This is a genomic window from Bradyrhizobium sp. 35 (assembly GCF_023073215.1).
GTDB classification, from domain to species: domain Bacteria; phylum Pseudomonadota; class Alphaproteobacteria; order Rhizobiales; family Xanthobacteraceae; genus Bradyrhizobium; species Bradyrhizobium canariense_D.
The window spans coordinates 61,075-74,210 of the sequence record NZ_JADPJC010000163.1; the positions used below are offsets into that span (position 1 = coordinate 61,075).

The following is a 13,136-nucleotide window of genomic DNA, read 5'->3' on the forward strand; positions in this document are numbered from 1 at the left end:
CCAGTGGTCAATCCCGCTTGAAACGATAATCAAAGGCGGCGCCGAACGGCTTGATCAGCCCGACCGTCGGCGCCGGGAAATGAATCGGCAGGATCAGCGTGTCGGTGTCGGCGACGGAAGCAAAAAACTTTCGCCGCGACACCGCGGACTGCTTCGCATCCCAATCCGGCTTGGCCGACCAGTCCGGCTCGCGGCACTGGATCTGATGATGCATGAGGTCGCCGGCGACCACCGCGCGGCGCCCCTTCGAAAAGATGTTCACGCAGCAATGGCAGGGCGAATGCCCCGGCGTCGGCGTTAGCGTGACGGTGTCGTCGAGCGCGTAATCGTCATCGACCAGCAGCGCTTGGCCTGCCTCGACGATCGGCAGGCAATTGTCGCGAAACACGGTGCCGGGCGGGTTGCGGCCCTTGGCATGCTCGGCCTCCCAGGCCGCATATTCACCCTTGTGGAAGACGTATTTCGCATTCGGAAACGTCGGCACCCAACGGCCATCGCGCAGTCGTGTTCCAGCCGGTGTGGTCGATATGAAGATGCGTGCAGAACACGTAGTCGATCTGCTCGAAGCCGATGCCGAGCGCGAACAGCTCGTTGCGCCAGCGTTCCTTGCCGGGAAAATCGAACGGCGGCGGATGGCCCTTGTCCTCGCCGGTGCAGGTGTCGACCAGGATGGTATAGCGCGGCGTGCGCACCACGAAGGTCTGATAGGTGATGACCATCATGCCGCGCGCGGCATCGAACACCTCCGGCTCCATGGTCGGCAGATGGTGCCTGAACACACCCTCGTCATAAGCCGGGAAAAAATCCTGCGGCCGCCGCCACGGCCCCTCCCGCTCGATCACCGCATCGATGGTGATGTCGCCGATCCGGAGTTGCTTCATGGCTATTTCGCTCCGCTTTTTTGAAACAGCGTAGCGAGAGCCCCTGAAACGTGCAAGCAAGCGAATGGATTGCAAATCTCTCGATCTGGTTGTAGCCCGGATGGAGCGAAGCGTAATCCGGGAAGGTGCTCGCGTGGTTCGCTATCGGCGCAATCTTCTCCCTGGTGGGACCTTCTTTTTCACCGTGACGCTGGATGATCGAAGATCATCCGTGTTGGTCGATCATGTGGACAAGCTGCGCCACGCATTCCGGGTGGCGCGCGCTGAAAGGCCATTCACGATCGAAGCAATCGTGGTCCTCCCTGATCATCTGCACGTCATCATGACGCTGCCGGACAATGACGCTGATTTTTCCGGCCGATGGCGGCGGATCAAGAGCTCCTTCACGCATCAACTGGCTGTTTCAGGTGCCCCCATCTCCCGCAATCGTCGGGGGGAGTTCTCTCTGTGGCAAAGGCGGTTTTGGGAGCACACGATTCGTGACGACGCCGATTTCGAACGCTGCGCCGACTACATCCACTTTAACCCGGCCAAGCACGGGTATGCCGGCAGACTGGCCGCATTCATCGCTTCACCGCTACGTCCGCGAAGGCGTGCTTCCGCCCGATTGGGGAGGAGCTGGAGAGATAGTTGGTAGCTTCGGCGAACGCGAAGACTGACCCGGATTACGCTTACGCTCCATCCGGGCTACGAGATTTCCACGGACTCCTGTCGCCCGGATGAGCGAAGCGACATCCGGGGCCGGACCATCCGCAGCGCACGACTAGCCACGCGGCACGAAACCCGGATTACGCTTCGCTCCATCCGGGCTACCGCCGATCACTACGACCGCAACCCCGGCGCTTCCTGCCCCGTGCGCGCGACATATTCGGTGTAGCCGCCGCCGAACTGGTGGATGCCTTCGGGCGTCAGCTCCAGCACGCGGTTCGACAGGACGCTGAGAAAATGCCGGTCATGCGAGACGAACAGCATGGTGCCCTCGAAATCCGACAGCGCCGTAATCAGCATCTCCTTGGTGGCGAGGTCGAGATGGTTGGTCGGCTCGTCCAGCACCAGGAAGTTCGGGGGATCGAACAGCATCTTGGCCATCACCAGGCGCGCCTTCTCGCCGCCCGAGAGCACGCGGCAGCGCTTCTCGACGTCGTCGCCGGAGAAGCCGAAGCAGCCGGCGAGCGCGCGCAGGGAGCCCTGCCCCGCGGTCGGAAACGCATATTCGAGTGACTCGAACACCGTCTGCTCGCCGTCGAGCAAATCCATCGCGTGCTGCGCGAAATAGCCCATTTTGACGCTGCCGCCGACTGCAACGGTGCCCTCGTCCGGCTCGCTCGCACCGGCGACGAGCTTGAGTAGCGTCGATTTGCCGGCGCCGTTGACGCCCATCACGCACCAGCGCTCCCTGCGGCGGATCATGAAATCGAGCCCGTCATAGATCCGCTTGCTGCCGTAGCCCTTGAAGACCTTTTTGAGCGCAACGACGTCCTCGCCCGAGCGCGGCGCCGGTGGGAAGTCGAACGCCACCGTCTGGCGGCGGCGCGGCGGCTCCACCCGCTCGATCTTGTCGAGCTTCTTCACCCGGCTCTGAACCTGCGCCGCATGAGATGCGCGCGCCTTGAACCGCTCGATGAATTTGATCTCCTTGGCGAGCATGGCCTGCTGGCGCTCGAACTGCGCCTGTTGCTGCTTCTCGCTCAACGCCCGCTGCTGCTCGTAGAATTCGTAATTGCCGGCGTAGGTCGTAAGCGAGCCGGAATCGATCTCGACCACTTTCGAGATCACGCGGTTGATAAACTCGCGGTCGTGCGAGGTCATCAGCAGCGTGCCTTCGTAGTCGTGCAAGAACTTCTCCAGCCAGATCAGGCTTTCTAGATCGAGATGGTTGCTGGGTTCGTCGAGCAGCATGACGTCGGGACGCATCAAGAGAATACGCGCCAGCGCCACGCGCATCTTCCAGCCGCCGGAGAGTTTTCCGACGTCGCCGTCCATCATCTCCTGGCTGAAGCCGAGGCCGGATAGCGCCTCGCGCGCACGGCCGTCGAGCGCGTAGCCGTCGAGCTCCTCGAACGCGTGCTGCACCTCGCCGTACCGCGCGATGATCTCGTCCATCTGGTCGGCCTTGTCGGGATCGGCCATCGCGGTCTCGAGCTCGCGCAGCTCGGCGGCCACCGCACTCACCGGTCCCGCCCCGTCCATGACCTCGGCCACGGCGCTGCGGCCGGCCATCTCGCCGACATCCTGGTTGAAATAGCCGATGGTGATGCCGCGATCGGTCGAGACCTGCCCCTCATCGGGCAGTTCCTCGCCGGCGATCATCCGGAACAGCGTGGTCTTGCCCGCGCCGTTCGGGCCGACGAGCCCGATCTTCTCGCCCTTGTTGAGGGCGGCGGACGCTTCGATGAACAGGATCTGGTGGCCGGCTTGCTTGCTGACGTTGTCGAGGCGGATCATGAGGTCTTTTTGGGGGATTGTTGCGTTGCAGCGTCATAGGCCATGCAGGCCGCCAGGGGAAGCCCGGCCGAGCCCGTGTTGTCTGCTCGGAGAGACCTTGGCCGCACGCCGAAGTTGCTGCCTGTGGCTGAAATGACGCACGCCGCCAGCAATGGCCTCGGCTGCGAACAACGGTTCATTGTTCCAGGGGTTCCACTCCGATAGCGTCGCCATGTCGTGCCGCCAATGGCCTGGCAGTCAACAAGACGTCAGGTGGGCAAGTGTCGGGATTTCGGCGGATTTCAACCAAGCGGGCAGCGTGGCTGGCTTCGACTGCCTTGGCGGCGACGCTGGCCGGTACGGCGGCGGCGCAGGCCGCAGATTCGACCTGGTCGACCAGCCCAGGCACGGGCGACTTCAACACCGCCGCCAATTGGAGCCCGGCCGTGGTGCCAACTGGCACCGCGTTCTTTGGCACCTCCAGCACGACGGCAGTTTCATTCTCGGCCGACGCCAGCTTCGGCGGCTGGACCTTCAACAGCGGCGCGTCGACTTACCACTTCACCAATAGCCGGTCTCTTTCCTTCATCGACGCTGGTATCAATGCCCAGGGCGGCCAAGTCTTTATACGCAACGACACAAATGCTCTGAATTTCTACAACAGCAGCACGGCCGGCGCAGGAGCTGCTCCTGCAACTCAATTTGACATCCAGAACGGCGGCAGCGTCAACTTTTACGACACCAGCACGGCCGGTAATTCCCGCATTAGCTTAGGCGGCGGTGGCGCTGCCAACAGGATCTATTTCAACAATTCTAGCACGGCCGGGAACGCGCAAATCAACGCCTTCAGCGGCAGCCCCGCTGTGGTGTTCAAGGACACCAGCTCAGCCGGCACTGCAAGGATCTTGGTGAACAGCACCGCCACGTTCAGCAACGCGAGCAGCGCCGGCAGCGCCGCATTCAACGGCAGTGGCGTTCTGCAATTCTTCAATAACAGCACAGCCAGCAGCGCCGATGTCACCCTGCAATTGGTCCAGTTTTTCGATACGAGCAGTGGCGGCAATGCCACTCTGAGGACTTTTGCGGGCAGTGTCGTTGATTTCTCGACCCTAACATCCGCGGGGACGACTGCCGGCTCGATCAGTGGCACGGGCACGTTCAACTTTGGCACAAAAACGATCACGGTTGGCGGCAACAACCAGTCGACCACAGTTGCTGGTACGATCCAAGGAATCGGCGGTGCGCTGGTCAAGACCGGCACCGGCATGCTGACGCTGTCGGGCACCAACACCTACGCTGGCGGCACCACGATTTCCGCTGGAACCTTGCAGATCGGCAACGGCGGCACCACAGGCTCGGTCCTCGGCAACATCACCAACAACGCGGCGCTAATTTTCAACCGCTCGGATGCGGTCACCTTTGGCAGCGCCATCGGCGGCAGCGGATTGGTCTCCAAGCAGGGCACCGGCACGCTGACACTGTCGGGCACCAACACCTACACCGGCGGCACGACTGTCAACGCAGGCGAGCTTGTGGTGAACGGCTCGATCGCATCGTCGGTGCTGACCGCCGTCAGCAGCGGCGCCACGCTGTCGGGCGTCGGCACCGTCGGCAATACGGTTATCAACACCGGCGGCACCCTGGCGGCGGGCAACGGCGCCGCAGGCACGTCGCTGAACGTAACCGGCAGTCTCGCCCTTCAGTCCGGCGCCATCTACATGGTGCAGATCAATCCGACGACTTCGAGCTTCATCGGCGTGACGGGTTCGGCCACGCTCGGCGGCGCCACGGTGAACGCGACCTACGCCAATGGCAGCTACGTCGCCACGCAGTACACGATCCTCACAGCAGGCAGCGTCAGCGGCACGTTCGGAGCGGTGGTCGACACCAACCTGCCCACGAACTTCCATACGACGCTGAGCTATGATCCCACCCACGCCTATCTGAACCTGGTCCTGAACTTCGTCCCGCCAGGCGGCAGTTTGACTGGCAACCAGAACGGGGTCGGCAATGCCATCGTCGGCTACTTCAACACCAATGGCGGCATTCCGCTGGTCTATAGCGGGCTGACACCGGCCGGCCTGACCCAGGCCTCGGGCGAGACCGCGACGGGGTCGCAGCAGACCACTTTCAACGCCATGACCCAGTTCATGAGCATCATGACCGATCCGTTCACGCCCGGACGCGGCGACGGCGTCCATGCGCCGGCCTATGCCGAGGATAATGTTGCCGCCAACGCCTACGCCTCGTCAGGCAAGCCGCGCAGCAAGAACGAGCGCGACGCTTATGCTGCGATCTACAGCAAGGCGCCGCTGCGGAGCAATTACGATCCGCGCTGGAGCGTGTGGGCGGCCGGCTTCGGCGGCGCGCAAACCACCGATGGCAACCTCGCGGCAGGCTCCAACACCAGCACCAGCCGCATCTTCGGCATGGCGGCCGGTGCCGACTATATCCTTTCACCCAACACCGTCGCAGGCTTTGCGCTCGCTGGTGGCGGCACCAGTTTCAGCGTCGTCAATGGCGGCAGCGGTCGCTCCGACCTATTCCAGGCCGGCGCCTTCGTGCGTCACACCATCGGCGCGGCCTATGTCTCGGGCGCGCTGGCCTATGGCTGGCAGGACGTCACCACCGACCGCACCGTGACGATTGCCGGCGTCGATCGTTTGCGCGCAGAGTTCAACGCGAATGCCTATTCGGGTCGCCTCGAAGGCGGCTACCACTTCGTGACGCCGTGGATCGGCGGCATCGGCCTCACGCCCTATGCGGCCGGGCAGTTCACAACGTTCGACCTGCCTGCCTATCCCGAGTCCGTCGTCTCCGGCACCAACACCTTTGCGCTAGCCTATGGCTCCAAGAGCGTCACGGACAGCAGGAGCGAACTCGGCATCCGCGCCGACAGATCCTGGGCGATGCCGAACGCGATCCTCACCTTGCGCGGCCGTGCGGCCTGGGCGCACGACTTCAACCCGGATCACGCCATCAACTCCGCCTTCCAGGCGCTGCCCGGCGCCAGCTTCACCGTCAACGGCGCAAGGCAGGCCAGCGAGTCCGCGCTGACGACGGCGTCCCTCGAAGTGAAATGGATGAACGGCTGGTCTACGGCAGGCACCTTCGAGGGCGAGTTCTCTGAGGTCACGCGCTCCTACGCCGGCAAGGGCGTGGTCAGATACGCCTGGTGAGAGGCGTCCTCCCAGAAGCTTACGGCTTGTAGACCTCGACCGTCTGCATCATGCCCATCTCCTCGTGGTTCATCATGTGGCAGTGGAGCATGTAGACACCGGTGAAATCGATAAAGCGCGAGCGGAACACGACCACGCCGCCCTTGCGCTCCACGATCACGGAATCCCGCCATTCCGGCACCGCCAGCGCCTTGCCGTTGGCCGAGATCACCTGGAACGGGTTGGTGTGGATGTGGAAGACGTGGTCGTCATGCTCATGCGTATTGACGATGGTCCACTCCTCGACCGCGCCCAGCTTGACCCGCTGATCGATGCGGCCGGGGTCGAACTTCTTGCCGTCGACGAAGAACTCGAATTCCTGCCAATGGCCGGCGGCATCGGCCTCCGGCGCGGTGGCCGACAGCACCACCTTGCGGCGGTTGGTGATCTCGGAGTCCTTGATGCTCGCGAGCGGCGCTGGTGGCAGGGCGCGCGGCAGCTGCATGTCCATCGGCGCGCCTGACACCACGACCCGCGCCAGAGGCCCCACCGGCGAAGGATGCCCCTGGTCGTAGGGCGCCGCGTTGAAGGCGTAGGTGCCGGGGCTGCCTGCTTTCACCAGAATATCGGCGCGCTGCCCCGGCGCGATCAGGACCTGCTTGAGCGGCTGCATGGCACCGAGCTGGATGCCGTCATAGGCGATCGCATGCAGATCGTGCTTCTCGAGGTCGAGCAGCATGTCGTCCTGATAGGCGGCGTTCAGGATGCGCCAACGCTGCACCTCGCCGGGCCGCATCTCGATCATTGGCCGGCGCTGGCCGTTGATGGCGAGAAAGCGCGTCGCAGTCTCGGGAAACAGCGTCTCGAAATTTTCGACCATGCCGTTGGCATCGTAGACCACCTGGGTCAGCACCATGAGGCGTTCGCGGGCTGTCGCGATCTCGGGGACGTCGACGAAATCGCCCTCGATGACGACGGCGCCGACCATGCCGGAGGACATCTGGATGTCGGCGCTGCCGTGGTGATGCGGGTGATACCAGTAGGTGCCCCTGGTGTGGTCGGCCGGCAGGGTGATTTCGATGTTGTAGCTGCGGCCCGGCGCCATCGAGCGCATGACGTTGTCGGAAATCCCGCTCGGGCTGGTATGCGCGCCGTGGAAGTGGAAATTGGTGTTGTTGAACTGCTGCGGATGGCTGATGTCGGCCGGCAATCCATCGCGGTTCGGCGGCAAATCGTTGATCATCTTGATGCGCAGGGTTTCGCCGGGCTTCATGCGCAAGGTCGGGCCGGGGCTGCCGCCGTCATAGGATCTGACATAGAGCCGGACGCCGCCGATCTGGCGATAGGCGTAGCCGACCCGCAACGTCGTGCTCAGCACGCCATTGACGGACCGCCGCACCTCGGGCTCGACCAGCGCCTGGTCCATGGCAGGAACGGGCGTTTCAGCGACCATCCCCATGGTCGGCGACATGTCCGCGGTGTGGGACATGCCAGCATGGTCGTGCACGGCGTGCTGGGCGTTCGCGGCACCTGCGAACAGCGACAACGCGCCGGCTTTGAGACCGCAATCGAGCAACTGGCGGCGCGACAATGTCATAGTCCCTGTCACGCTGGTGACTGAAGCTGCACCGTTCGAATCGTGCTGCATTTGCGTTTCGCCCCCTGTTGCCTGACGGTCTTCCGTTCGATTCGATTTTAAAGCAAGCTCGAAACCGCAATTCGAGCCGTAAGCGTATCACATTCATTGGTTGTAAACCTCCTCGCCCGTTCTATCGTCAATGAATCGTAATGGATTCGGCGCTCGCGCTGGTCCGTGGCCTGCGTACATCGAATGCTGCCAGCATCCCGATGTTCTCGAAACTCTGTCCAAGGATCTGATCATGACGCCTTCGCGACGTGAGTTCGTGAAGTGGTTATCGGCGGGAGGCATCTCGGTCAGCCTGTCACATCTGGCGTCCGCGGCGGGCGTTCCCTTCGCAGCGCACGAAACGCTGCCTGGACGCGGCAAGTTCAATCCCGCGACAACGGGCGCCGGCCGTGTCGACGGCGTCGCCAAGGTCACCGGTGCGAAGCTTTACGCGTCCGACTTCCGCGCCAACGACCTGCCGGGCTGGCCGCAAGCCACCTCGCACGCCATCCTGGTCCGCGCCAATGACGCCACGCATGTCTATACCGGGCTGGACCTCGGCCGCCTCGGCGGCGCGCTCAAGCCGTCGGTGGTAGTGACAGCCGCCGATCTCGATCGGATCGGGACGCAGGTGCCGGAATTCTATGCGGGCGACCTGTTCTGTCCGATCGGCAAGACGCCGCTTTATCTCGGGCAGCCGGTCGCGCTTTTGATCTTCGAAAAGTTCGATGCCTTCGACCAGGCGCGTCTCGCGCTGCGCGACGGCACGTTCGTCCAATTCGGCGAGGAGACCGGGCCTGTCGTGGTGCCCGATTACGGGGCCTTCCGCTTCACCCGCGTGGCAGGTCCCTCGCCTGACCAACCGGACGTCTATTCGCCGCTCCAGGCCGGCTGGGTCTCGCCCAAGAAGGTGCAGAGCGCGGCGCTGCCGGTGTGGTCGCCGCTCGCGAAGGACACGCCGGCGGATTACGCCAAGGCGGCGAAATATGGCGAGCAGATCCGCGCCGAGCTTGCAGCGGATGACCCATCCATGCTGGTGCTCGACCGCGAGTTCGAGACGCAATCGGTCGACCCGATGTTCCTGGAGCCGGAATGCGGGCTCGCCTGGTACGACGGCAAGGGCGGCAATCTCGAACTGCTGCTCGGCGTCCAGTCGCCCTACGAAGCGGCGGAGTCGATCGCGCATCTCTTCGGCAAGGCCCGCGCGCCCTACAAGCCGGCACACATCAACGCGCAGTTCGCCCATGTCGGCGGCGGCTTTGGTGGCCGCGATCACACGCCTTTCATTCTGTATGTGGCGCTCGCGGCGGTCTGCTTTCCCGGCAAGCCGGTGCGGCTGGCGCATGACCGTTACCAGCAGTTTCAGGCCGGCATCAAACGCCACGCGATCAAGATGCGCTCGCGCATCGGCATCGATCGCGCGACCGGCAAGATCAAGGGGTTCGCTGCCGATCACGTGCTCGACGGCGGCGGGCTCGCCCATTTCTCGGCCAGCGTCGCCGTCGTCGCAGCCACCGGCGCGATCGGCATCTACGACATTCCGAAGGTCGACGTCAGGACCGTCGCGGTGCACTCGCGCGGCGTGAGCGCAGGCTCGATGCGGGGCTACGGCATCCTGCAAGCCATGACGGCGCTGGAGGTCCTGATCGACGAAGCCGCCTCCGAGCTCAAGCGCGACCCGATCGAATTCCGGCGGCGTAACGCGCTGCCGCAGAACGGTCGGACCATGACGGGCAATCCCTACATCGTCTCGGTGCGCACGCCCGAAATCCTCGACAAGCTCGAGAAGCACCCGATCTGGCAGCAGCGGGCACAGTTCAAGCAGACCTCGTCGGATCGGCTGGTCGGCACCGGCGTTGCCTGCGTGACGAAAGACTATGGCTCCGGTGCGGACGGCTCGCTCGGACGCGTTGAGCTCGCCCCCGACGGCAGGATCGTCATCTATTGCGATCACGTCGAGATGGGCAACGGCATCGGGACGGCGCTGGCCAACCGGGTCGCCGGCCATCTCGGCGCCATCGCCGACGAGGTCTCGGTCGCTCGCGTCGACAGCTATGACATGCTCGGGCTGGTCACATCAGGCGATCCCTCCACCATGGACCAGAAGACCCAGGACGCCGCGGAGAAAAATCCGCGCTGGGTGCCCGCGATCAGCTCGCCGACGAGCTCCTCGATCGGCGCGCATGTCGGCACGCATTCCGCCGCGGAAGCCGCTCGCGTGATTTTCCGCTTCGGCCTGTGGCCCGCGGCGCTTGAGCTGTGGCGCGTCGCAAAGACCGATCGGCGCGCGGGGCAATGGGACGCCGCAAGCTGGCAGAACGGCCAGCTCACCATGCCCGGCCTCGAACCGCTGGCGCTGCCGGTACTGGCCGCAACAGCTCACGCGCGCGGCTTCGTCACCGGTGCGGTTGCGCACAGCTTCTCGCGCTGGGCGTGGTCGCGGGCACGCTTCCCGGTGTCCGGCGAGCAATACCGCGCCGAGATCGATGCGCTGGCGATCCGCAAAGGCAACGGCAAGTTCGAGCGGATCAACCGCACCAGCGTCAAGTTTCCGCCGACCGACAACAACCGGATTGGCACAGCCTACACCTCGATGTGCGGCACGGTCGTCCGCGTCGAGATCGAGCGCGCAACCGGGAGCTTGCGCATCGCCAAGGCCTACAGTGTGTTCGAATGCGGCACCGCGCTCGTGCCCGAGGTCGTGATGGGCCAGGCCCAGGGCGGCTTCGCCATGGGCGTCGGCTACGCGCTGCTCGAAACCCTCCCACCGTTCGAGGGCGGCCCCGGCAACGGCGAATGGAATCTCGGGCGCTATCTGGTCGCACGCGGCTCCGACCTGCCGCTCCGCGATCTCGAGATCGAGATGCTGAAGCCGCTAGTACCAGACGAAGCGCCGAAGGGCATGGCGGAGGTCGTGATGATCCCGATCGTGCCGGCGCTGATCAACGCCATCCACGACGCCACCGGCCATCGCTTCCGTGCGTTGCCGGTCACCGCAAGCCTATTGAAGGGAGTGCTCGCGTGACGACCCTCAGCCTCACCATCAACGGCCAGAAGCACGGCCCGATGGACGTCCGCGACGATCTCTCGATGAACGATTTTCTGCGCGAGATGCTGGGCATGACCGGCACCAAGTTCGGCTGCGGCGCCGCGCAATGCCTGAGCTGCGCCGTCATCATCGATGCGCCCGACGGCACCAGCACCACCAGCCCGACCTGCGTCGCGCCGGCCGTGAATTTCGACGGCAAGTCGATCCGCACCGTCGAGGGGCACGCGCGGGACGGCGAGCTCTCGACCCTGCAAAAGGCCTTCATCGAGCATTTCGCCTTTCAGTGCGGCTATTGCACCGCCGGCTTCCTCAATGAGGGCCAGGTCCTGCTGGAGCGCCTGTCGCGGACACCGGTCGCGCGCGAGGCGCTGGAGCAGACCATCGCGGATGCGCTCGACGGTCATCTCTGTCGCTGCACCGGCTACGTCAAATATCACGAGGCGGTGCGCGACGTGATCCTCGCCGACTCGAAACGCTACCTCATGGCCACCAAGTGAAGCGCATCATGATCTCCGACGTGCGGTTCAAGATGATTGCCGTGGTCGCCGCCCTCGCCGGCAGTTTCGGTGCAGGCTACGCGGCGTCGGAGACGGCAGGTCACGCCCTCGCCTCGCCCGAGAGCTTTGCCTCGATCGGCGACACAGAGAAGCGCTCGGCCGCGATGTTCACCGAGCTCAGCAAGGTGCTGACGCATCCGCGTTGCACCAATTGCCATCCGGCCGGCGACAGGCCGCACCAGGGCGACAATGCCCGCCTGCATCAGCCGCCGGTCGCGCGCGGCGCTGACGGCCATGGGCTCGAGGCGATGCGCTGCAACACCTGCCACCAGAAGGCCAATTTCGAGCCCGGCCGCATGCCCGGCCATCCCGACTGGCATCTCGCCCCGCGCGAGATGGCCTGGGAGGGCAGGACCGTCGGCGAGATCTGCGAGCAGATCAGGGATCCCGCGCGCAATGGCGGACGCAAGGTGGAAGACCTGATCGACCATATCGGCAAGGACACCCTCGTCGGCTGGGCCTGGAAGCCCGGCTTCGGCCGCTCGCCCGTGCCGGGCACGCAACAGCAGGCCGGCGCGCTGGTCGAGGCTTGGGTGAAGACCGGAGCGGCCTGCCCGGCGCCGTGACGTCGAAGCGGTCCGTCCCGCGAACGGAGTTCAGTCGAACTTGTAGTTCACGCCGAGCGTCATCAAGTCATGGCGCTGCTTGATCGTTTCCAACGGCACCGCTGCCACCCGAGGGGTTCACCACGCATATCGCACCACGCCCTTGCCGGCGTAGCTGCGCGTCACGTTGGAGAACTCGCCTTCGAATGTCGCGGCGGTCGACCAGCCGTTCATCCATCTGGTCTCCGCGGATGCGGTGACGAGCGCGGAGTCGGAAGCCTGCGCCGCGCCGTTGACGAAGAAGCTGGCGCCCGGCAGCGTCTGGAACGTCGCACCGATGCTGCGGTCGGGATTGAAATCATGCGCCCAGGCCACGCGGCCGCGCAGCGTTAGCATCGCGCTCTGCATGGCAAAGGATTTGTCGGTGCGCAGACCGAGTTCGCTGCGGGTGTCGGTCACGCTCTTCGCATTATAAGCGAGTGCAAAGGTGTTGGCGCCCGAGACGATACCTTCCGCATAGGCCGGCAGGTCGAAGGTGGTGAACTGGCCTGCGGCGTACGGCGTGAAGCCAATCCCGCCGATCACGGGCGCGACGAAGCGATAACCGCCCTCGGCGCGACCCGAATAGGCATTGGCATTGAACTGTGCGCGCAGGCGATCGATGCCGGCGATGGTGACGGTGCGATCGGTGGTGACGTCCTGCCAGCCATAGGCGAGCGCGCCGGACAGATAAGCCGCGCCGAGCGTGTGGCGCACGAAGGCGCCGGCCTGGAACAGGTCGGAGCGTCCGCCGCCACCGTTGACGACGCTGAAATTGGTGCCGCCGCCGGCAAGTGCAAAGCCGACCAGCGTGTCGCGCGAGATGCGATAGTCGGCGCCGACAGCGGTGCCATAG

The 13,136-nt window shown here is 64.5% G+C and carries 9 protein-coding genes and 2 pseudogenes; 5 read left to right on the forward strand and 6 right to left on the reverse strand.

The genetic code is table 11. From position 1 onward, the window contains the following. Nucleotides 1–7: 7 nt before the first annotated feature. Nucleotides 8–881: pseudogene (locus IVB36_RS40650) on the reverse strand (MBL fold metallo-hydrolase). Nucleotides 882–1,014: 133 nt separating this feature from the next. Between IVB36_RS40650 and IVB36_RS38420 the strand changes: the two are divergent. Next, nucleotides 1,015–1,540, forward strand: a pseudogene (locus IVB36_RS38420) (transposase). A 163-nt stretch (nucleotides 1,541–1,703) separates the two neighbouring features. Here IVB36_RS38420 and IVB36_RS38425 read toward each other — a convergent pair. The 3 genes from IVB36_RS38425 to IVB36_RS38435 all read right to left on the reverse strand — a co-directional run bounded on the left by IVB36_RS38425 (nucleotide 1,704) and on the right by IVB36_RS38435 (nucleotide 4,572). Continuing rightward, nucleotides 1,704–3,326, reverse strand: a complete 1,623-nt coding sequence (locus IVB36_RS38425; RefSeq protein ID WP_204511036.1) for an ABC-F family ATP-binding cassette domain-containing protein — start codon at nucleotides 3,324–3,326, stop codon at nucleotides 1,704–1,706. Nucleotides 3,327–3,501: 175 nt separating this feature from the next. Next, complete coding sequence (locus tag IVB36_RS38430) at nucleotides 3,502–3,843, reverse strand: hypothetical protein (protein ID WP_157642967.1); 342 nt, start codon at nucleotides 3,841–3,843, stop codon at nucleotides 3,502–3,504. A gap of 261 nt (nucleotides 3,844–4,104) precedes the next feature. Continuing rightward, nucleotides 4,105–4,572 (reverse strand): hypothetical protein, encoded by a 468-nt coding sequence (locus IVB36_RS38435; RefSeq protein WP_157642966.1) that lies wholly within the window; start codon nucleotides 4,570–4,572, stop codon nucleotides 4,105–4,107. On the opposite strand from IVB36_RS38435, the gene IVB36_RS38440 reads away from it, so the two are divergent. After that, entirely contained in the window at nucleotides 4,571–6,484 is a 1,914-nt protein-coding gene (locus IVB36_RS38440) for an autotransporter outer membrane beta-barrel domain-containing protein (RefSeq protein WP_247394932.1), read from the forward strand. The genes IVB36_RS38435 and IVB36_RS38440 overlap by 2 nt on opposite strands. A gap of 19 nt (nucleotides 6,485–6,503) precedes the next feature. On the opposite strand, the gene IVB36_RS38445 is transcribed toward IVB36_RS38440, so the two are convergent. Then, nucleotides 6,504–8,111 (reverse strand): multicopper oxidase family protein, encoded by a 1,608-nt coding sequence (locus IVB36_RS38445; protein WP_247394934.1) that lies wholly within the window; start codon nucleotides 8,109–8,111, stop codon nucleotides 6,504–6,506. 232 nt (nucleotides 8,112–8,343) lie between these two features. On the opposite strand from IVB36_RS38445, the gene IVB36_RS38450 reads away from it, so the two are divergent. Genes IVB36_RS38450 through IVB36_RS38460 form a run of 3 tightly spaced genes read left to right on the forward strand, consistent with a single transcriptional unit; the run spans nucleotide 8,344 to nucleotide 12,262 of the window. Further along, a complete protein-coding gene (locus tag IVB36_RS38450) occupies nucleotides 8,344–11,115 on the forward strand; it encodes a molybdopterin cofactor-binding domain-containing protein (protein ID WP_247394936.1) in 2,772 nt (923 codons plus the stop codon). Beyond that, nucleotides 11,112–11,636 (forward strand): (2Fe-2S)-binding protein, encoded by a 525-nt coding sequence (locus IVB36_RS38455; protein ID WP_018456342.1) that lies wholly within the window; start codon nucleotides 11,112–11,114, stop codon nucleotides 11,634–11,636. Before IVB36_RS38450 ends, IVB36_RS38455 begins: the two co-directional genes overlap by 4 nt. A gap of 8 nt (nucleotides 11,637–11,644) precedes the next feature. After that, nucleotides 11,645–12,262 (forward strand): Isoquinoline 1-oxidoreductase subunit, encoded by a 618-nt coding sequence (locus tag IVB36_RS38460; RefSeq protein WP_346731078.1) that lies wholly within the window; start codon nucleotides 11,645–11,647, stop codon nucleotides 12,260–12,262. A 117-nt stretch (nucleotides 12,263–12,379) separates the two neighbouring features. Here IVB36_RS38460 and IVB36_RS38465 read toward each other — a convergent pair. Beyond that, a partial coding sequence (locus IVB36_RS38465; protein WP_247394939.1) for an autotransporter outer membrane beta-barrel domain-containing protein occupies nucleotides 12,380–13,136 on the reverse strand: 757 nt, incomplete at its 5' end.

Bases quoted from the DNA above. Each gene is read 5' to 3' on its own strand.
- IVB36_RS38425 (WP_204511036.1), bottom strand. From the start codon at position 3,326: ATGATCCGCCTCGACAACGTCAGCAAGCAAGCCGGCCACCAGATCCTG.
- IVB36_RS38440 (WP_247394932.1), top strand. From the start codon at position 4,571: ATGCTGACGCTGTCGGGCACCAACACCTACGCTGGCGGCACCACGATT.
- IVB36_RS38435 (WP_157642966.1), bottom strand. From the start codon at position 4,572: ATGCCGGTGCCGGTCTTGACCAGCGCACCGCCGATTCCTTGGATCGTA.
- IVB36_RS38445 (WP_247394934.1), bottom strand. From the start codon at position 8,111: ATGCAGCACGATTCGAACGGTGCAGCTTCAGTCACCAGCGTGACAGGG.
- IVB36_RS38450 (WP_247394936.1), top strand. From the start codon at position 8,344: ATGACGCCTTCGCGACGTGAGTTCGTGAAGTGGTTATCGGCGGGAGGC.
- IVB36_RS38460 (WP_346731078.1), top strand. From the start codon at position 11,645: ATGATCTCCGACGTGCGGTTCAAGATGATTGCCGTGGTCGCCGCCCTC.